Genomic DNA, 20,490 nt, shown 5'->3' with positions numbered 1-20,490 from the left:
TAGGAGTTTTCCAAACACCCAATCCCTAGCCACCTACCTCCCCCATTTTCTATCAAAATTGAATATCCCTCCTAGCACGGGTGTATAACCTCGTGCATTTACATAACTCATCACTTAGTAATAAAGAAATGAGACCAGCCCAAACTAATCAGTTTGACTACGTAAAAATCGGCTTGGCATCGCCAGAACGCATTCGGCAGTGGGGTGAGCGAACCCTGCCCAATGGCCAATTAGTAGGTGAAGTTACCAAGCCGGAGACAATTAATTACCGAACTCTCAAGCCTGAGATGGACGGTTTGTTTTGTGAGCGGATCTTTGGCCCTGCTAAAGATTGGGAATGCCACTGCGGTAAGTATAAAAGAGTGCGCCATAGAGGAATTGTCTGCGAGCGCTGTGGTGTAGAAGTCACCGAGTCGCGAGTGCGCCGTCACCGCATGGGATATATTAAACTTGCTGCGCCAGTCGCGCACGTTTGGTATCTCAAAGGCATTCCCAGCTATATTTCCATCCTGCTAGATATGCCTTTGCGGGATGTAGAACAAATTGTCTATTTCAACTCTTATGTTGTCCTTAGTCCGGGTAATGCTGAAACTTTAAGCTACAAACAGCTACTGAGTGAAGACCAGTGGTTGGAAATTGAAGACCAAATTTATAGCGAAGATTCTACTTTGCAGGGTGTAGAGGTAGGTATCGGTGCTGAAGCACTGCTGCGCTTGCTTGCTGATATTAATTTAGAGCAAGAAGCTGAAACTCTGCGAGAAGAAATTGGCAATGCCAAGGGGCAAAAACGGGCAAAACTAATTAAACGCCTGCGGGTAATTGACAACTTTATCGCCACTGGTTCTAAACCAGAGTGGATGGTAATGGCAGTAATTCCGGTGATTCCGCCGGACTTGCGCCCAATGGTGCAGTTGGATGGTGGACGGTTTGCCACTAGCGATTTGAATGATTTGTATCGGCGGGTAATTAACCGCAATAATCGTTTAGCACGCCTGCAAGAAATTTTGGCACCCGAAATTATTGTGCGGAACGAAAAGCGGATGCTGCAAGAAGCAGTGGATGCTTTGATTGATAATGGTCGTCGGGGACGCACGGTAGTAGGGGCAAATAACCGCCCACTGAAGTCTTTGTCCGACATTATTGAAGGCAAGCAAGGACGTTTCCGACAAAACTTGTTGGGCAAACGGGTTGACTACTCTGGACGTTCCGTAATTGTGGTAGGGCCAAAGCTGAAGATTCACCAGTGCGGTTTGCCTAGAGAAATGGCAATTGAGCTATTTCAACCATTTGTCATCAATCGCCTGATTCGCAGCGGCATGGTGAACAACATCAAAGCAGCGAAAAAGTTGATATCGCGCAATGACCCTAGTGTTTGGGATGTGCTGGAAGAAGTGATTGAAGGACACCCAGTCATGCTTAACCGGGCACCGACACTGCACCGTTTGGGTATTCAGGCTTTTGAGCCAATTTTGGTAGAAGGAAGAGCGATTCAGCTGCATCCTTTGGTGTGTCCAGCGTTTAACGCTGACTTTGACGGCGACCAAATGGCGGTACACGTTCCTCTGTCCTTGGAAAGTCAGGCTGAGGCGCGATTGTTAATGCTGGCTTCTAACAATATTTTGTCCCCAGCTACAGGTAAACCGATTGTTACACCTAGCCAGGACATGGTGTTGGGAGCATATTATTTAACAGCAGAAAATCCTCATGCTACAAAGGGGGCTGGAAAGTACTTTGCTTCGCTAGACGACGTAATTATGGCTTTCCAGCAAGAAGAAATTGAACTGCACGCCTATATCTACGTGCGATTTGACGGTGAAGTAGAATCTGACCAACCAGATACAGAACCAATTGAGGTACATGAAAACGGCGATGGTAGCCGAACTTTGCTGTACAATTACCGCCGAGTTAGAGAAGACGCTCAGGGTAATTTAATTTCTCAGTATGTACGCACAACACCCGGTCGTGTTATTTACAATAAAGCGATTCAGGAAGCACTAGCAAGTTAGGGACTAGGTACTAGGGATTGGGGACTGGGAAAAAGCACCCAGTACCCAATACCTAACACCTAATACCCAATTCCCAATGACTAAGGACTAAAGACTAATGACTAACGAAAACACAGTTTTTCGCAATCGCGTAGTTAACAAAGGTCAACTGCAAAAATTAATATCTTGGGCGTTTACGCACTATGGGACAGCGCGTACCGCAGTGATGGCGGACAAGTTGAAAGATTTGGGATTTCGCTATGCCACCAAAGCAGGGGTTTCCATCAGTGTAGATGACTTGATGGTACCACCTAGTAAGCGATCGCTCTTAGATGCAGCAGAAGAAGAAATTCGCGCTACAGAAGCTCGTTACCAACGAGGAGAAATCACGGAAGTGGAACGCTTCCAGAAAGTTATTGATACGTGGAACGGTACCAGTGAAGCCCTCAAAGATGAAGTAGTCGTTCACTTCAAAAAAACCAATCCGCTGAATTCCGTGTACATGATGGCGTTTTCTGGGGCGCGGGGTAATATCTCCCAGGTGCGTCAGTTAGTGGGGATGCGGGGACTAATGGCAGATCCCCAAGGGGAAATCATTGGCCTGCCCATCAAAACCAACTTCCGCGAAGGTCTCACGGTGACGGAATACATTATTTCGTCTTACGGTGCCAGAAAAGGATTGGTAGATACCGCTTTACGTACGGCAGACTCTGGTTATCTCACCCGCCGTCTGGTAGACGTATCCCAGGATGTGATTATTCGGGAATTCGACTGCGGCACCACCAGAGGCATTCCCATACGTCCAATGACAGAAGGTGCCAAAACCTTGATTCCTCTGGCAACACGCTTGATGGGCAGAGTAATTGGGGAGGATGTCATACATCCAAAGACAAAAGAAGTGATTGCACCACGCAATACCCCAGTTTCTGATGACTTGGCAATCGCAATTCAAAAAGCTGGGGTAACCGAAGTCGTTGTGCGATCGCCCTTGACTTGTGAAGCTGCACGCTCTGTCTGCCAACACTGCTACGGCTGGAGTTTAGCCCATGCCAAAATGGTAGATTTGGGCGAAGCAGTGGGGATTATTGCCGCCCAAAGTATCGGCGAACCAGGAACTCAGCTAACCATGCGGACATTCCACACAGGTGGCGTGTTTACTGGAGAAGTAGCCCAACAAGTCCGTTCCAAAACAGATGGTACTATCCGTTTGCCACGCAAATTGCGGACAAGAACATATCGCACCCGTCACGGTGAAGATGCCTTGTATGTTGAGGCCAACGGCATCATGATTCTGGAGCCAAAAAAAGAAGGTTCCCAAACCCCAGCCAATCAAGAAATTCATGTTACTCAAGGTTCCACACTGTATGTAGTTGATGGACAGCAGGTAAAAGTCGGTCAGTTATTGGCAGAAGTTGCTCTTGGTGGACGGACAGCTCGTGCCAATACTGAAAAAGCGGTGAAAGATGTCGCCACTGACTTGGCAGGAGAAGTGCAGTTTGCGGAAGTAGTCCCCGAACAAAAAACAGACCGTCAAGGCAACACCACAACCACAGCAGCACGCGGTGGTTTGATTTGGATTTTATCTGGGGAAGTTTATAACTTACCTCCTGGTGCAGAGTTGGTCGTTAAAAATGGTGATGCGATCGCTTCAAATGGAGTTTTGGCAGAAACCAAGTTAACTACTTTGCACGGTGGTGTAGTCCGCTTGCCGGAAGCTACCCCAGGTAAGAGTACCAGAGAAATTGAGATTATCACTGCTTCTGTAGTCTTAGACCAAGCAACAGTCACAGTTCAAAGTGGTCAAGGGCGTAATAGCTACCTAGTCTCTACTGGTAACAACCAAGTATTTAACCTCAGGGCTACTCCAGGCACGAAAGTGCAAAATGGTCAAGTGGTAGCTGAGTTAATTGATGACCACTATCGCACAACCACCGGTGGATTCCTGAAATTTGCTGGCGTTGAAGTCCAGAAAAAAGGTAAAGCCAAACTCGGTTACGAAGTGGTACAGGGAGGTACTCTGCTGTGGATTCCCGAAGAAACCCACGAAGTAAATAAAGATATTTCCTTGCTGTTGGTAGAAGACGGACAATTTGTCGAAGCTGGCACTGAGGTGGTGAAGGATATCTTCTGCCAAACCAGTGGCGTGGTAGAAGTCACCCAGAAAAACGACATATTGCGCGAAGTGGTGATTAAGCCAGGGGAACTGCTGATGGTAGATGACCCGGAAGCAGTGATTGGCCGCGATAATACCTTTGTCCAACCAGGTGAAGAATTTCAAGGCACGGTCGCCACAGAATTACGCTATATCCAGTATGTGGAGTCTCCAGAAGGGCCAGCTCTGTTGAGTCGCCCCGTAGTGGAGTACGCTGTCCCCAACAATCCCGATGTGCCATCTACTACATCTGTGAGTCAACAAACAGGACGTTCGATTCAGTTGCGGGCAGTACAGCGATTGCCTTACAAAGATTCTGAACGCGTCAAATCTGTTGAAGGTGTGGAACTGCTGCGAACTCAATTGGTGTTGGAGATTGAGCAAGAAGGCGAACAAGACCATACGGCTTCTCCTTTGGCAGCAGATATTGAACTCATTCCCGATACCGAAAACCCAGACCTACAGACGACAGTTCCGACAACGGGGGGAACTCCAGCACCGGAGTGTCTCCGCTTACAGTTAGTGATTTTGGAGTCCTTAGTAGTTCGTCGGGACATTGCCGCTGATGCCACCCAAGGCAGTACCCAGACAAGTCTGGAGGTACAAGATGGGCAAACAATTGCCCCTGGTGCTGTGGTTGCGCGTACCCAAATCTTGTCTAAAGAAGGGGGTATTGTGCGAGGCATCCAAAAAGGCACTGAGGCGGTGCGTCGTTGCTTGGTATTACGCCAAAGTGACACAATTACAACCCACACTAGTGCCGAGCCGAAAGTGAAGGTGGGTAGCTTACTGGTAGAAGGTGCAGAAATTGCTCCAGGAATCTTCGCTGAAGAATCTGGGCAAGTAATGAACATTAAAAAAGCTGCCGCTCCCTCTGCGGCTAGTGATTCTGCTCTCAGTACTCAGAACTATGCTATTACTATCCGCGTCGGTCGTCCCTACCGAGTCAGCCCCGGTGCTGTGTTGCAGATAGAAGACGGCGATTTGGTGCAGCGCGGTGATAACTTGGTGTTGTTGGTATTTGAACGTTCCAAAACTGGGGACATTATTCAAGGTTTGCCCCGGATTGAGGAACTTCTAGAAGCCCGTAAACCTAAAGAAGCATGTATCTTGGCACGTCGTGCGGGAGAGGTTAAGGTTGTTTACGGTGATGGGGATGAAGCGATCGCCATTAAAGTCGTAGAATCTAACGGTGTAGTTAGCGATTATCCTCTCGGACCAGGACAAAACTTGATGGTGCCGGATGGAGCAACTGTAGTAGCGGGAGAACCGTTGACTGATGGGCCATCTAACCCTCACGAAATTTTGGAAATCTTCTTTAGCTTGGGTTCCGAGGACGGAGTCTATGCTTGTGCCAGCCATGCCTTGCAGAAAGTCCAGACCTTCTTGGTGAATGAAGTGCAATTGGTGTATCAATCTCAGGGGATTGATATCGCCGATAAGCACATTGAAGTCATTGTGCGCCAGATGACCAATAAAGTCCGGATTGATGATGGTGGTGACACTACCATGCTTCCCGGCGAATTGGTGGAGTTGCGCCAAGTTGAGCAGGTCAACGAAGCTATGGCAATTACTGGCGGGGCACGGGCACAGTATACTCCAGTCTTATTGGGTATCACCAAAGCATCGTTGAACACCGACAGCTTCATTTCCGCTGCATCTTTCCAAGAGACAACACGGGTACTAACCGAAGCCGCGATCGAAGGCAAATCTGATTGGCTGCGGGGATTAAAGGAAAACGTGATTATCGGGCGACTGATTCCGGCGGGTACTGGGTATAATACTTACGACGAACCTGGTGCGATCGACGAGTATGCTGCGCTTGAGAGTACCAGCGTCTTGGATGAAGTCGATGACCCAATGGATATGGTCTTAGATGACCGTACAGCTCGTGCCTACAATTTAGATTCTCCTTCGCTTGGAGAAACTGGATTTGGCAACCGACGTGTCGAGAGGTCAATTTTAGATGACGACGATGAGTTGATTGCTGATGAAGTCACCGACCTTGTAGAAGATGATGAAGAAGACGATTACGAGGAAGATGAGGAAGACGATTACGAGGAAGAGTAAAACAAACTTGATATCTGGCTTCCAAACCTGAGTTCTTTATCGCAATAAATTACAAACTGGTGTAAAAGCAAAAAGGCAAAAGACATTTTTCTTTTGCCTTTTTGCTTTTGAACACATCCTCAAAGTCTGCTCGCCTTCACGATTCTTAATCTTTTAGCTTCATCCAATAGCTGACAGAAGTCACACAATCTCATAGGCTGATCTGATAAGGGAGCAGGGAAGATGTGGCGACAAGAACAATAACTCCCAACTCCTAACTACTTACCCTACACTATCTGTAAACAAAATGCCTCTTAAAATAGTCCACAACTTTGATAGCAGTTTCACTCTCGAACCTGAGCTTCTTGAAGCTCTCTTCAAATTATTAACGAGTGAACCTTTCTTAAATCAAATTTGTCAACAGTTACAATGTGAAAAAATTGAGTTTACAGAACTACTTTTTCAGCCAGTCCCTTACAGCTTAGCTACTCCCAAAGGAATGCCAGCAGAGTTTGAAAAATATTATGAATCTGATGATTACATCATCATCAATGTGCCGCCAAATTTTATGTTCAGTGCCAAGATTTTTAAACCCAGTCGCCTTTGTGCAGTTTTCCGAAAAATTGAGTAATAGTCAATGGATAACTTACTTTTTCCCAATTACTGATTATCAACTACCAAGGCAAATAGCAACTTTTAAATTTATATATGACTACTGAAACGAATCTTCCTGATTTAGCTTCTCTAGAATATACCGCTTATATTGATGATAGCGGTCAATTACCCGAACAGTTTCAGGGAGAAATAGGCGTCTATGCTCTATTTGACCAAGAAAAAGTACTGCAATTTGTAGGATACTCTCGTGATGTTTATCTCAGTTTGAGACAGCATTTAGTACGTCAACCACAAAAATGCTATTGGGTAAAAGTTCAAACGATTGAGCGCCCCAGCCGCACAGTTTTAGAAAATATTGAGAATGCTTGGATTGCCGAAAATGGTAGCATCCCTGAAGGAAATGGGAATAATAAGGAAGCATGGACGCAACCCATAGATGTTAAAACGGTAATGAATCCTGAAGAACAGGCAAATTATCAAAATCCAGCTAATGATGAATTGGCGCAAATGAAAATCATTAAGAATGTAGCACGGCGTGTAGAAACAGAAATTTTAAGAGTGCTAGAAACTCGTGGTTTACAAATGCAAATTCGTTTTAATCCGAAATTAAAAGAAGAAGGATTACTGGATTTGAAGTGAATTTAATATTAGGCTAGCTATTCTCGATAACCTTCTATGACAATACAGCTGCTGAACGATCGCTATCAAGTTATCCGCACACTGGGCGCTGGTGGGTTTGGTGAAACCTTTCTAGCAGAAGATAGCTATATGCCCTCCAAGCGCCGTTGTGTGGTAAAACTGCTAAGACCAATTCAAAACAATCCCCAAATTTATCAATTGGTGCAAGAAAGGTTTCAACGGGAAGCAGCAATTTTAGAAGAACTTGGCGGCGCAACTGACCAGATTCCATCCTTGTATGCTTACTTTGAATCAGGCGGGCAATTTTACTTAGTTCAGGAGTGGGTTGAAGGCGACACCCTCACAGCTAAATTCCACAAGCAGGGGTTATTTAGTGAAAGCGCTGTCCGGGAATTATTGGTAAATTTGTTACCAGTTTTAGAGTATGTCCACTCGAAGCATATTGTTCACCGTGATATTAAACCAGACAACATCATTGTGCGCGATTGCGATGGAAAATCAGTGCTAATTGATTTTGGTGCGGTGCGGGAATCAATGGGAACGGTAGTCAATTCCCAAGGAAATCCTACCAGTTCGATTGTGATTGGTACGCCTGGATATATGCCAAGCGAACAAGCAGCGGGAAGGCCGGTTTATTCTAGCGATATATACAGTTTAGGTGTGACAGCTATTTATCTACTCACGGGAAAACAGCCACAAGAGTTAGATATAGACTCACAGACTGGTGAGATAGTGTGGCGGCAATATGCCAGTCATGTCAGCCCCATCATGGCAGGAATACTCGATAGAGCGATCGCCTACCATCCACGCGATCGCTACCCTACAGCTAGAGCAATGCTAGATGCTTTGCAGAGTGTAGCAAATCCAATTCCAGCCACGCAACCACATATTAAGCAACCACCCGTGGTCTCTGTACCACCAACCATTGCAATTAATTCTCAGCCTAGCGTTCAAAGTAATAGTCGCAATGGTCTGCTCATTGGCGGTTTGATTGCAAGTGGGTTAATCGGTGGAGCTGTAATTATTAGTCAGTTTTTTATAAAAACACTTGTAGCAGACGAAAACATAACACCTTCAATAACACTGCCAACTGTTACACCTTCAATAATTACGACTCCATTGGTTATCCCATCTTCAGCACCATCGCCAACTGTTCCATCTCAAGTGGTAGAAAGTCCCCAATCTATTGCACAATCAACTGTACCGTCTCCACTTCCTGCCACTACATCAACACAACCAGATGATTATTTCTGGCTTTCCCAAAGACCTGTCACGGATGCCGATTTGGATGGTAAAGATGGTTTGACGTTAGATATTATGCGAAATTGGATTTTTGCCAGTCACGGTCGGCGTTTTGATACTCCTGGCTTACAAGAGTATTTTAATAACCAAACTTGGTATACTCCTCAATATTCATCAAAAGAATTTCCTTCTAAGTTGCTTTCAAAATTAGAGCAGCAAAATGTTGATTATATTGCTAAATATCAAGATCGCTACAAACTGAGATATTTTAAAAAATAGGTGCTGTACTTTTAAAAACAAGGCAAACCTAAACAAGAATAAAGATGTTATGACCCAAGCCTTACCAAAAATAGTTACTTTTGATGAATTTATTGCTTGGTATCCCGAAAACTCTGGAATACGTTACGAACTGCACAATGGGGAAATTGTGGAGATGTCACAGCCTACAGGGAAACATGAGAAAATAAAGGGATTTTTGGTAAGAAATCTATCTGTAGAGTTTGACCGATTAAATCTTCCCTACTTTATCTCCAATCAAGCAATAGTCAAACCACCTGAAAGAGAATCAGGTTATTTCCCAGATGTGTTGATAATAAATGACGCGGCTTTAGCTTCAGAACCTCTTTGGGAAAAATCTTCCACTTTGACAAATGGTGAATCAATACCCTTAGTAGTCGAGGTTGTTAGTACTAATTGGCGAGATGATTACTATTTAAAACTTGCTGATTACGAGGAAATGGGTATTCCCGAATATTGGATTGTTGAGGACACTGCGTTGGACGGGTTCCCCGGCTTGAAGCAAGTGTCCGTTGATTATGCAGCGTTGGGGGCTAGAAAATTGGCAATCCTAAACAACCTACTTTTTCACTTTATCAATTAGTTGATGGCGAATATCAAGTTACTCAGTTTTGAGGTAGCGATAAAATTCAATCTCCAATATTTCCAGAATTAAATTTGAGAGTTGAGCAGATATTTATATTGTCAAATATTTCTGCCGATCTCTAATTATTATGAATAATCAGCGACTATTGCATAAGTGTTAACAGGAGAAAAAGTAAAATATATAACAATTAACCTTGTGTTCATCGACGCTAATTTATGGAAACGCTGCTAGACAAACGCTATCGAGTTATTCGGACTTTGGGTGGTGGTGGATTTGGTGAGACTTTCTTAGCAGAAGATACTCAAATGCCTTCCAACCGTCGTTGTGTTATTAAACAGCTAAGACCAATTCAAAACAATCCCCAGATTTACCAGTTGGTACAAGAGAGGTTTCAACGGGAAGCAGCAATTTTAGAAGATTTGGGTGGATATACTGACCAGATTCCGACGTTGTATGCTTACTTCCAGTTAAATGGGCAATTTTATTTAGTTCAAGAGTGGATTGAAGGTGACACGTTAACGGCAAAAGTCCAAAAACAGGGGTTATTTAGTGAAAGTGGTGTTCGGGAATTATTGGTGAATTTGTTACCAGTTTTAGAGTATGTCCACTCAAAGCGCATTGTCCACCGCGATATCAAACCAGACAATATCATTGTGCGCGCTCGCAATCATAAATCAGTGCTAATTGATTTTGGTGCGGTGCGGGAATCAATGGGAACGGTATTCAATTCCCAAGGCAATCCTACCAGTTCGATTGTGATTGGTACGCCTGGATATATGCCAAGTGAACAAGCAGCCGGGAGGCCAGTTTATTCTAGTGATTTATACAGTTTAGGCCTTACAGCCATTTATTTACTCACTCTTAAACAGCCGCAAGAATTAGAGTTAGACTCACGGACTGGGGAAATTATTTGGCACAGACACGCCTTGAGTGTTAGTCCGACATTAGCAGGAGTCATAGATCGAGCGATCGCCTACCATCCAAGGGAACGTTTCGTCACTGCCAGAGAAATGCTGGAAGCCTTGCAGTTTGGCTCAGTTTCTCCAACAGTGCCTTACAATCAACCGCCAGCAGTAAACAACGTACAACCTGCCCCAACGGTGTCTTACAACCAACTGCCAGTAGCAAATGTACAACCTCCCGCAACACTGCAAAACACAGTTGCTGTCAGTCCAGGGTCTGCCTCTCATCAACCTGTTAATCAAAGCAGCGGACACAGAGGAATACTTCTCGGTGCTTTAATAGCTGGTGGTTTAATTGGTGCTTCGATCATCATTGGTTTTGCCTTGAATAAAACACCTCAGCCTGTGGCAGAGTCAACGCCCTCCACTGAAGCTTCCACAACCCGCCAAGAACAGCAGGATGTTACACAATCTGTACAATCTCAAGTTCCCAGTAGTTCAGAACCATCCCCATCGATTTCTAGCAAAACTTCATTTTCTCCACTTCCTCCGACAACACAACAAGAAGTTGATAGACCTTCACCAGAAGAAGCTGTACAAAATTATTATGCAACCATTAATCAGGGTCAGTATGAAACTGCCTGGAATCAACTATCTCCCAGTCTCCGAAGTAATAAGCGTCTTCATCCCAATGGTTATCTCTCCTACATCGACTGGTGGGGGGGACAGGTTGAAAGCATAGATGTGGAAGAAGTTAATTTGGTACAAGCAAATACAGAAACAGCTACAGTTAATGCTAGGTTGCAATACTTGATGAAAACTGGTAAACAAATACCTGGTTCTGTGCGTTTCTCCCTTTTATGGGATGCCGAAAATAGCAGATGGGTTGTTAGTGATGCTAACTAGTAAAATAAGGTAAAAATAAAAAGTAAAAAGAAAGAAAACTTATATTGTAAGCTTTTTCCCTATTCATAACTGTTGTTTAAGTCCTAGGTGCGTTACGGCTTAAAAAATATCTTTTCGCTTTTGCGAATAAAACGTCATAGCCAAATAAATGACTGTATGCATACATAAAATACCCCAATTCAAACTCAAATTAGACCATGTTGCCTCATAAATAGGCGTTGGTTCAAATGGTTGGGAAAGTGTACTGCCATCAGGTAATTTAATCGGTTCGGGAACCAGTTGATTAAGATTAACTAAAGCACCGTAAGCCCCCACTGACCAACGACTCAGCATTAACCAGGAAACTTTACTAGCAATACCTTCCATTTTGAACAAAACGCCAGAAAAGATAAACTGAGGAAGTAACAACAGGGGTAAAGCACTATTTGCTTGACTAGTATTTTTGACAAATGATGAGACAAATAAGCCCAGACTAATACTAGTTAAAAGTGTCAAAAATGTAGTAATACTTAATCCCAATTGCCAAGAAATTAATTCTGGTTGTGGTGATTTAAAAAATAGGAAAATCACCGCTGTCATTAACAGAGTTTGTAATACTGCTAACACTGAAAGAATCGCAACTTTGGAACTGAGATAGGCAAATAAACCCAAATTTACCAGCCGTTCTCGGAGATAAATTGCCGATTCTTTCACAATTTCTTGTAAGGAGCTAGAAAGTCCTACCCATAAAGCAGCACAAGTAAAGACGAATAACACACGCAAAGCTAAAGGTGCAAGGGCAGGATCGGGTTGTTCTCCCAATATTAAAGGGTCTTGCTCTCGGATGGCGAATGTCATTAAACTAATACTAATAGGTGCTGTTAAAAGTGCTAGGGCGAGGTTCACGCGATCGCGCTTTTGGATCTGAAAATAGCGTTGCATCAGAATATTCAACTGTTCCCAGAAAGAAACGCCATGACTCTGATTATTGACAACATTTGACTGTGGCGATTGAGTTCCAGGATTGAGATGATTATCAATATAGCGTCGATAATCATGAGATTGACGGAATTTGTTAGCTTGGTCGATGACAGTTTCTGCTTTTTCTAGCTGATTATAAATATCAGCAAAATCTTCTCTGACACCAAAAAACTGCAAACATTGATCGGGAGGGCCAAAATAACATAGCCGTCCTCCTCGACCGAGAAAAACAACGCGATCGCATAATTTAATATTCGCCGTTGCATGAGTTACCAAAATTACCGTTCGTCCCTGATCGGCTAATTTCCGCAACAGCTGCATCATCTTTTTATCTAATCCTGGATCGAGTCCAGAAGTTGGTTCATCTAAGAAAAATAACTTCGGATCGGCGAGTAATTCCACCCCAATACTCACCCGCTTCCGCTGTCCTCCACTCAGTTCGGATACCTTAGCATCCCGCCGATGGGACATTTCCACATCTTGTAAAGTCTTTTCCACGACCTGCGCTACATCAATATCTGGTGGTAGTCGCAGCTTGGCAGCGTAGGTGAGAACTTCGGTGACGGTGAGTTCTTGGTGAATAATGTCGTCTTGAGGCACATAACCAATGTGCGTGCGATACATGTTGAAGTTGTTTCGCAAATTTTCACCATTTAAATACACTACACCTTGGGTTGTTTGCTCGACTCCTAATAGTGTTCGCATCAAAGTTGACTTACCAGCACCACTTCCCCCCACTAAAGCAACAAACTGTCCGGGTTCAATCGGTACAGAAATATCATCCAATCGCCGCTTGTCTTTATCTTGAATTACCAAATTACAAGCATCTAGGCGAATTTGATTACCCTGATCGAGTATTTGTAACTCATCGCCACGCAAAACTAGTGTAAACGGTCCAATGCGAATGATTGCTCCTGCTGACAGGAAAGCAGTGGTGTTGACTTTTTGCCCATTCACAAAGACACCATTGGTACTGTAATCTCGCAGAATATAGCGTCCTTGAGCGTCAGTATCAATTGTGGCGTGGCGACGAGAAACGGTAGGGGCTTCTAGAGGTAAAGTGGCGTTGCGATCACGACCCAGTAAAACAGACCGATTTTTTAGGGAAACCCTTGATGATTCGTGTGTATTGTTAGCTGAGGGTTGGGCTGGATTATGGTATGTCAGCACCACTTGGTTATCAGAGTTGTGACCGATGCGGATTTCTGTATCGTTTTTGAGGCTATAGCCAGATTCTGGAGTTATCCGAATGTGATTGATATAAAGCCCATTGGTACTGGGTTTATCACCATTCCCGTCATAAATGCGGTAGTCTTCGCCATCTTTGCGTAAGAGGGCTTGACATCTTCCCACAAGTTGCCAATCTTCTGGGACGACCAGATCGGCAAAAGTGCGATCGCGCCCTAATATATGTTGTTGCTCCTTCAGTTCAAAGTATATGATGCTTCCCTGATTTTCTAGTTTTAAATAAGAATTTACACTTGTAACTGTTTTGTTTGGATGCATAGAATTAGTTTGTTGCCAAATGTTTTGCTAAAGTTAATTATTTGTACAAATATATATATATTTCATCAAATCTTCAGAAATTTTCAATTCAAATTAACATCAGTATATATGGTTAAATTTTAGTATTTAATCATGCTCAATTTATGGAATTTTCCAAAATGTAAATTTATGATAACGCCGACTATATTAAACAATCGTTACCGAGTAATTAGGGTACTAGGTTCTGGTGGATTTGGAGAAACATTTTTAGCTGAAGATATGCAGATGCCGTCGGGGCGCAGATGTGTAATTAAGCAACTCAAGCCGGTGGCTAATAACCCTCAGGTTTACCAACTAGTGCAAGAACGCTTTCGGCGCGAAGCCACGATTTTAGTTAGAAGAATTGGGTGATAGTAGCAATCAAATTCCGCGACTGTATGCATACTTCGTGGACAACGATGAGTTTTTCTTGGTGCAAGAGTATATCGAGGGAGAAACTCTGGCACAAAAGTTGCAACAGCATGGACTGCTGAGTGAAAGTTCGGTGCGAGAAATCTTGATTAACATTTTGCCGACTCTCGATTACGTTCATAGCAAGCGGATTGTGCATCGAGATATCAAGCCAGCAAATATTCTCATTCGTAATTCTGATGGCAAGCCTGTCTTAATCGACTTTGGGGCAGTTAAAGAAACAATGGGAACGGTGATGACTAATTCTGGTAACTCCAGTCGGTCGATTGTGATTGGTACACCAGGATTTATGCCCAGCGAACAATCTGCTGGTCGTCCGATGTTTGCTAGCGACTTGTATAGTTTAGGGCTAACAGCGATTTATTTGTTGACAGGCAAGATTCCCCAACAACTGGAATCCGATCCTGCCACAGGTGAGATTATGTGGCGGCATTATGCTTTGAATATTAGTCCTAGTTTTGCCAGTATTTTAGATAAAGCGATCGCATCTCATGCCCGCGATCGCTACTCCAGTGCAAAAGAAATGCTACAGGTATTACAGACTGGAGGAACACCAGTTGCACCTACTATACCTACATCTAGTCCCACATTTGTTTCGGCACCGCCACCAGTTCCGAACTATGTTCAACCCCCAACAGTCGTATCAGGCGCACCAGGAGGATTTTCACCGCCGCAGCCAGTTTACTCTGTGCCATCAGCCCCAGTTAGTCATGGCATGAGTGATTGGCAAAAAGCAGTAATCATTGGTAGTGTCATTGGCGCGTGTGTCATTGGTGGTTTGTGGTTAACTAGGGGACACCAATCTACTACTACATCTACACCAGAACCAAAATCAAGTCCAACTTCGGTAGAACAACAAGTTGTGTCCACACCAACAGTTACAAAAACTGACCAACAAACAAACTCCGTAAATCCACCTCAACAGTCTTCTAATCAAGTAGATACTTCCACCTCAACTCAATTACCTCCAAGAACGTCAACTCAATTACCTTCAAGTTCATCAATTACAAGACAAGATGCTATAGCTTTGATTAATCAATGGCAAGATGCTAAAAAAGTTCTATTTGCTCCACCATACAATCGTCAAATTGGGACTGCGTTGACTACAGGTGAAGCTTATAGAAAGAACGTCGGTCCAACCAGTTCACTTCAATGGTTGGAAGATAACAATGCCTACTATCGGTATGGCGTACAGAATCTAGATTCTATTGAAAGATTCGTCGCTAGTGGCGACCAAGCAACAATTGAAGTAGTCGTAACTGAAGACCGGAAATATTACCAAAATGGCGAATTAGTCACTGGGGAGAATACGGCTTTTGATACTAGATTAGTACGCTATTCTTTACAGCAAGAAGATGGGCAATTGAAAATATATGATTACAGCACTGTCAGAGTAATTAATAGTCATTAACTACTACTTTTTAAGGTAGCTGTTGCCAAAGAATAGGCGATAATTACTGAGCAATCTAGCTAAAAATATTTGGCGATCGCTACTTGTAATTATCTGATTAATTAATCAAGAAGAGTAAAGCGTGCCTCAACAACCTCCCAGCGATCGACGCAATCAAATAATTGCCGAACTTCAATCAGATTTAGCTCATGCTCATCGGATCATTCAACAACAGCATGAACAGATAAATCAATTGAAAGAACAGTTGCAAACTAAAACTCGTCTGCAACGAGATTCGCAATTTGTGAATCAAGAGATTTCTAATTCACAACCATCATCTCATTCAGCAATACCACCAAATAAAACTCTGATTCGAGGTAGAAAAAGAGTGTTTTCTTCTAAAAAAAGCGCTAGTAAATTGACTCTGCTACAGTTTACTAGCCTAGTAGCTGTAATTGTTGCATTAATGACTGGTATTGGTTTTGCACTAATGCGACGGCAAAATTCCAGTCCATCTGAGCAAACAAAAACCCAATCTCAAGCTGTCCCAACTGTCCCAAAACCGCAAGCATCAATTTCTCCTACCACAGCACTAACTGTGCCAAGTTTGCCTCCAATTAAATCTCCGCCTCAAATTTTGCCTTCACAAATAGCCTTAGTTAACTCAGAATTAGTATACAACCCTCAAACTGCTCCGAACTTTCAAAAAAGTCCGGCTTTGCAATCTATTGTTGATGAAATAGTTAGTCTTGCTATTTCTAAAGGACTACCAAAAAAGCCATTATCAATTACATTAATTGATACTAAGAATGGTGGTACGTATGGCGCGTATCAACAAGACGCACCCAGATTTCCAGCTAGTGTAGTCAAAATGTTCTGGATGGTGTACCTGTATGCTCAAATAAAAAATCGTATTTTGAATGAAGCAGACTTTACACCACAACTAAATGAAATGATTAAAAGGTCTGATAATAATGCTGCAAGTGACATTATAGATGCAATGACTAAAACAGAGTCGGGAAAAAATCTAGACGAGAAAGATTATGAAAGTTGGCTAAAAAATCGCAAAACAATTAATGTTTTTTTCCAAAACGCTGGATATAAAAAAATAAATATAAATCAGAAAACTTACCCCATTACTGATAAAAAAATTTATGAGCCTCAAGGTTTTGATCTGAAAATGCGAGGCGACCCGAAAAATCCAATTAGAAATAAAATTACAACGCAGCAAGCAGCTAGACTGTTATACGAAATTTACGAAGGACAGGCTATCTCTTCAGATTACAGTCAAAGAATGTTTACGTGGCTTTCAATAGATTCTGCCACCAGAATTGAGAAGAGAGAACGGCAAAATCCTGATGAATTCAACCCTGTACGCGGATATTTTAGTGAGTCGTTGCCAGAAGATGTTAACTTTGGTGGTAAAGCTGGTTGGACTTCAACTTCTCGTCAAGAAGCAGCATACATACAAACCAAAGATGGTAAAGCAGCTTATATTCTCGTAGTTTTTGCTGAAGATCGCGCTTACGCCTCTGACAAAAAAATATTCCCGGAAATGTCTCGCCTTGTCTTCGAGCGCATGACCAAATAATTCGTAATTGTGGTTCCAAAATTGTCTTAATTGCAATTTTGTGCAGTTTTGCCCAATAAAATTATAGTTATGACTTTATCTTATCATCGATTAACCATTTACTATTTGAATCAAGGATGAGTATAATTCTAGATGAGTCATCTAATTGTCTACCATCTTTCAGGAAATACTTTAATTTCACATCTACAACAGCTTTGCCCTTGCTATTTTCAATTAAATTAATAGAATTAATTTTTACAGAAGCAACTTTTTCCCACCATTCCTTATAGCTTTTGTAATTATTATCTGATTTTAATCTGTGAAAATTAGAACTTAGAACAGCCCAAGAACTCTCATACTGCTGCTGATTGATAAGTTGGTAGTACTCTACAATAGCGTTATCTGGTGTATTTATATCATCCTTGGTAGCTTTATTCTCCTTTGATTCGGAAGAGGATGTATTTTGCTGCTGAGTTGTATTTTCTTTAGATGCATTAGTGATAACTGTTCTTTCAGGCTCTTGAGGAGGAAGCTCCGCAATATTTGCAACTATTTGCCGTCCTTCTTTAAGGGCTGTCTGAACCTCCTGATTCAGGATTTTATATTGTGATATCACTGAATCTATCGTTTCAATATATTTTTGTGCTTCACCAAGCCCCACATATACCTGAAAAACATTAAGTATATTGTCATATTCTTGGATTGATTTTCTAAGTTTTAATGAAAAGTTTTCAGAAATTTTTATTTTCTCTAAAAAAGTTTCTTTCTTAATGCTAATGTCATGTAATTGCTTTCCTCTCAACAAAGAATTTGAGTTTTGATTAGCTCTAGTCTCAAGTATTGAAAATAATTCTTTTGCAGCTCTATTCGTTTCATCAATTGAATTATCCAACTCTTTTTGTTTGTTTGATAATTCTAGATGTTGAGCTTCCATTTTCTGAATGGTATAGTTGGAGAACTTTTGATTAGACCTAAAATCTTCACTACGTATATTTTTTCCTATGTCTTCGTAAGAAATCTTTAATAAATTAGAACTTACGTATAATATTTTTTCTGTCACGTCAATTAATGTTGCCACTTTTCCAGCTGCATTAACTATATTTGCTAAATTAATTACCGGAGCAGCAGTGCAACTTATTATTAGAACAAATGAAAAAGATAAACAAAACAATGAAGCTATTGTTTTTTGACGTTTTGCATTTAAGTTAAACATATCTTTAACTCTTAATATTTTTATTTATAAGCAAAAAATTCTGATTGGAACTTAGGCAGAACTAAGTGACTCTGGTATTATAAATCACTATTGGCTTGTAATAGATTTGAAACCTTTGAAAACTATTCTCGACAGTTGTTTATGGCGCGTTGAAAAAAAGCTACGATTTGGCGCAGCTTTACAAACAGATGTACATTGGAAAAGGGTGAAACTTTGTAACTTTTCATGACAACGCTGCTGAACAATCGCTATCAAGTTATCCAGGTGCTCGGTGCTGGGGGGTTTGGTGAAACCTTTCTGGCAGAAGATACGCACATGCCTTCTCGTCGTCGCTGTGTAATCAAGCAACTCAAACCGATCGCCAACGACCCACAAACCTACCAAATAATTCAACAGCGGTTTGAGAGAGAAGCTGCAACTTTGGAATATCTAGGCGAAAGTAGCGACCAAATTCCTAAACTCTACGCCTATTTTTCGGAGAATGGGCAATTTTACTTGGTTCAAGAATGGATTTACGGTCAAACCCTGGCAAATATTGTCGAAACTCAAGGGTACAAGAGTGAAACTGTTGTCCGCGAAATTCTCTTGAGTCTACTTTCAGTCTTGGATTATGTTCACAGCAAAGGCATCATTCATCGGGATATCAAGCCTGATAACATCATTCTCCGCACTGTTGATAACAAGCCAGTTTTAATTGATTTCGGTGCAGTCAAGGAAACCATACGTTCAGTAGTGAGTGGCGCAGCAGTAAGTGCGCGATCGCTTGTAATTGGCACGCCTGGCTATATGCCCAGCGAACAAGCAGTAGGACGACCAGTTTACGCTACAGACATTTACAGCTTAGGTTTGACGGCAATATATCTGCTGACTGGCAAATACCCACAAGAACTACAAACTAACCAGCAAACCGGGGAAATTCTGTGGCAGAATTACGCCCCTAACGTTTCTCCCCAACTGGCGATGGTACTTAATCAAGCTGTTAAGCCCCAAGCGGGCGATCGCTACAGTACCGCTAGTAAAATGCTATATGCTTTGAAATCTGCTAGTAATATTTCCCCACAGTCTTCTCCCACAGCTAATACAGTTAGCCTGCACTCCACTACACGGCAAACCCAGGCGTTATCTTCCCCTCCAACAATTCCATCAAGCAACAGGCAAAAGTCTGCTTTGATTGTCGCTAGTTTGGTAGTGGGTGGCTTAATTGGTGGAGTAGCGATTGCCAGAATTATCGGTCAGCAACAATCTGAAGTACCAATTGCCAACGATTCCACCACTTCATCAGAATCTTTAGCAACTACTAGTTCGCCTGCTGCTTCTGAACCTTCACCAACCTCTGTTGTACCTACCTCACCACCACGGCGGCAAGTAAATTCTGCCCCTTTGGATCGCAAACCAGACCCCAGTCCTTCAGAAGCCTCCACATCACCAGACACCGAGCCTGTCACTTTAGATACTGCCACACCTCAAGTTACATCAGCACCACAACAGATACCTAGGGTTCCGACACCAGAGGCAAGTGCAACACCAGAGGAAAAGCGATCGCAGCAAAAAAAAAGCGTTGGCGAAAGCGTTCCAGCATTTCCCACGGGTACGCAAAGAAACACCGTAGAAGCGGTACTCGGAAAACCAAGTAAAGATTTAAGAGGTGTTTGGGGCAAGACTCGTGCTGTCACATATAGAATAGTACCGAACCAAATTGACCTTGGTTACTTATTTGACCGTAATTCGGGAGTACTGCGTCAAACCGAGGTAGCTTTTGCCCAATCGGTAGACCCACAACTGATGCAGTCTACCTTGAGTGGCATGTTAGCTGGACAAGCCACTGAAGAAATCCAGCAGGGACTGCAACAGATACAACAGCGTCAGTTAGATAATTTTAGTTTCACGAAAGGCTCAGTGAAGGGTCAAATTGTGCGCCAAAATTGTGATTTCATTTATATTAGTATTTGGGATGCAGACTTACATGATTTTGTGAGTCCGTCGTCAGCTAAACAGTGCAGCTAAACAATGGGAACGTAAAAAAAGGAG

The 20,490-nt window shown here is 42.6% G+C and carries 10 protein-coding genes and 2 pseudogenes; 10 read left to right on the top strand and 2 right to left on the bottom strand.

Annotated elements, in window-relative coordinates; translation table 11 throughout:
• Nucleotides 1-128 precede the first annotated feature (128 nt).
• The 7 genes and pseudogenes from RMY31_RS12760 to RMY31_RS12730 all read left to right on the top strand — a co-directional run bounded on the left by RMY31_RS12760 (nt 129) and on the right by RMY31_RS12730 (nt 11,373).
• The gene (locus RMY31_RS12760; RefSeq protein ID WP_322659465.1) at nt 129-2,006 is read left to right on the top strand and encodes a DNA-directed RNA polymerase subunit gamma; all 1,878 of its coding nucleotides are present in this window, start codon (nt 129-131) and stop codon (nt 2,004-2,006) included.
• 97 nt (nt 2,007-2,103) lie between these two features.
• Nucleotides 2,104-6,207 (top strand): DNA-directed RNA polymerase subunit beta'', encoded by a 4,104-nt coding sequence (locus RMY31_RS12755; RefSeq protein WP_322659463.1) that lies wholly within the window; start codon nt 2,104-2,106, stop codon nt 6,205-6,207.
• A gap of 286 nt (nt 6,208-6,493) precedes the next feature.
• Complete coding sequence (locus RMY31_RS12750; RefSeq protein WP_322659461.1) at nt 6,494-6,817, top strand: hypothetical protein; 324 nt, start codon at nt 6,494-6,496, stop codon at nt 6,815-6,817.
• A 77-nt stretch (nt 6,818-6,894) separates the two neighbouring features.
• Nucleotides 6,895-7,440, top strand: coding sequence for a GIY-YIG nuclease family protein (locus tag RMY31_RS12745; RefSeq protein ID WP_322659459.1), 546 nt, complete (start codon nt 6,895-6,897; stop codon nt 7,438-7,440).
• 36 nt (nt 7,441-7,476) lie between these two features.
• On the top strand, nt 7,477-8,961 hold the full coding sequence (locus tag RMY31_RS12740; protein ID WP_322659457.1) for a protein kinase domain-containing protein: 1,485 nt from the start codon (nt 7,477-7,479) through the stop codon (nt 8,959-8,961).
• 49 nt (nt 8,962-9,010) lie between these two features.
• Nucleotides 9,011-9,687, top strand: a pseudogene (locus tag RMY31_RS12735) (Uma2 family endonuclease).
• A 93-nt stretch (nt 9,688-9,780) separates the two neighbouring features.
• Entirely contained in the window at nt 9,781-11,373 is a 1,593-nt protein-coding gene (locus tag RMY31_RS12730) for a serine/threonine-protein kinase (protein ID WP_322659455.1), read from the top strand.
• 99 nt (nt 11,374-11,472) lie between these two features.
• Here RMY31_RS12730 and RMY31_RS12725 read toward each other — a convergent pair whose 3' ends face one another.
• Complete coding sequence (locus RMY31_RS12725; RefSeq protein WP_322659453.1) at nt 11,473-13,839, bottom strand: ATP-binding cassette domain-containing protein; 2,367 nt, start codon at nt 13,837-13,839, stop codon at nt 11,473-11,475.
• 168 nt (nt 13,840-14,007) lie between these two features.
• Here RMY31_RS12725 and RMY31_RS12720 point away from each other — a divergent pair.
• Together RMY31_RS12720 and RMY31_RS12715 are read left to right on the top strand one after the other, a co-directional pair.
• Nucleotides 14,008-15,700 (top strand): annotated as a pseudogene (locus RMY31_RS12720) (protein kinase domain-containing protein).
• A 121-nt stretch (nt 15,701-15,821) separates the two neighbouring features.
• Nucleotides 15,822-17,270 (top strand): serine hydrolase, encoded by a 1,449-nt coding sequence (locus tag RMY31_RS12715; protein WP_322659451.1) that lies wholly within the window; start codon nt 15,822-15,824, stop codon nt 17,268-17,270.
• Between the two features lie 67 nt (nt 17,271-17,337).
• Here RMY31_RS12715 and RMY31_RS12710 read toward each other — a convergent pair whose 3' ends face one another.
• On the bottom strand, nt 17,338-18,462 hold the full coding sequence (locus RMY31_RS12710; RefSeq protein ID WP_322659448.1) for a hypothetical protein: 1,125 nt from the start codon (nt 18,460-18,462) through the stop codon (nt 17,338-17,340).
• A 225-nt stretch (nt 18,463-18,687) separates the two neighbouring features.
• Between RMY31_RS12710 and RMY31_RS12705 the strand changes: the two genes are divergently transcribed.
• Nucleotides 18,688-20,466 carry a protein kinase domain-containing protein gene (locus RMY31_RS12705; RefSeq protein WP_322659446.1) on the top strand — a complete coding sequence of 593 codons (1,779 nt, stop codon included), beginning with the start codon at nt 18,688-18,690 and terminating at the stop codon, nt 20,464-20,466.
• The last annotated feature ends 24 nt before the right edge of the window (nt 20,467-20,490 follow it).

The organism is Dendronalium sp. ChiSLP03b, from assembly GCF_034531165.2.
Lineage (GTDB): Bacteria > Cyanobacteriota > Cyanobacteriia > Cyanobacteriales > Nostocaceae > Dendronalium > Dendronalium minutum.
This window is presented reverse-complemented; position numbering and strand designations above follow the sequence as displayed.

Excerpts from the sequence above, each read along its gene's own strand:
- RMY31_RS12760 (WP_322659465.1), top strand. The coding sequence starts at position 129 with ATGAGACCAGCCCAAACTAATCAGTTTGACTACGTAAAAATCGGCTTG.
- RMY31_RS12725 (WP_322659453.1), bottom strand. The coding sequence starts at position 13,839 with ATGCATCCAAACAAAACAGTTACAAGTGTAAATTCTTATTTAAAACTA.
- RMY31_RS12750 (WP_322659461.1), top strand. The coding sequence starts at position 6,494 with ATGCCTCTTAAAATAGTCCACAACTTTGATAGCAGTTTCACTCTCGAA.
- RMY31_RS12755 (WP_322659463.1), top strand. The coding sequence starts at position 2,104 with ATGACTAACGAAAACACAGTTTTTCGCAATCGCGTAGTTAACAAAGGT.
- RMY31_RS12740 (WP_322659457.1), top strand. The coding sequence starts at position 7,477 with ATGACAATACAGCTGCTGAACGATCGCTATCAAGTTATCCGCACACTG.
- RMY31_RS12745 (WP_322659459.1), top strand. The coding sequence starts at position 6,895 with ATGACTACTGAAACGAATCTTCCTGATTTAGCTTCTCTAGAATATACC.
- RMY31_RS12705 (WP_322659446.1), top strand. The coding sequence starts at position 18,688 with ATGACAACGCTGCTGAACAATCGCTATCAAGTTATCCAGGTGCTCGGT.
- RMY31_RS12710 (WP_322659448.1), bottom strand. The coding sequence starts at position 18,462 with ATGTTTAACTTAAATGCAAAACGTCAAAAAACAATAGCTTCATTGTTT.
- RMY31_RS12730 (WP_322659455.1), top strand. The coding sequence starts at position 9,781 with ATGGAAACGCTGCTAGACAAACGCTATCGAGTTATTCGGACTTTGGGT.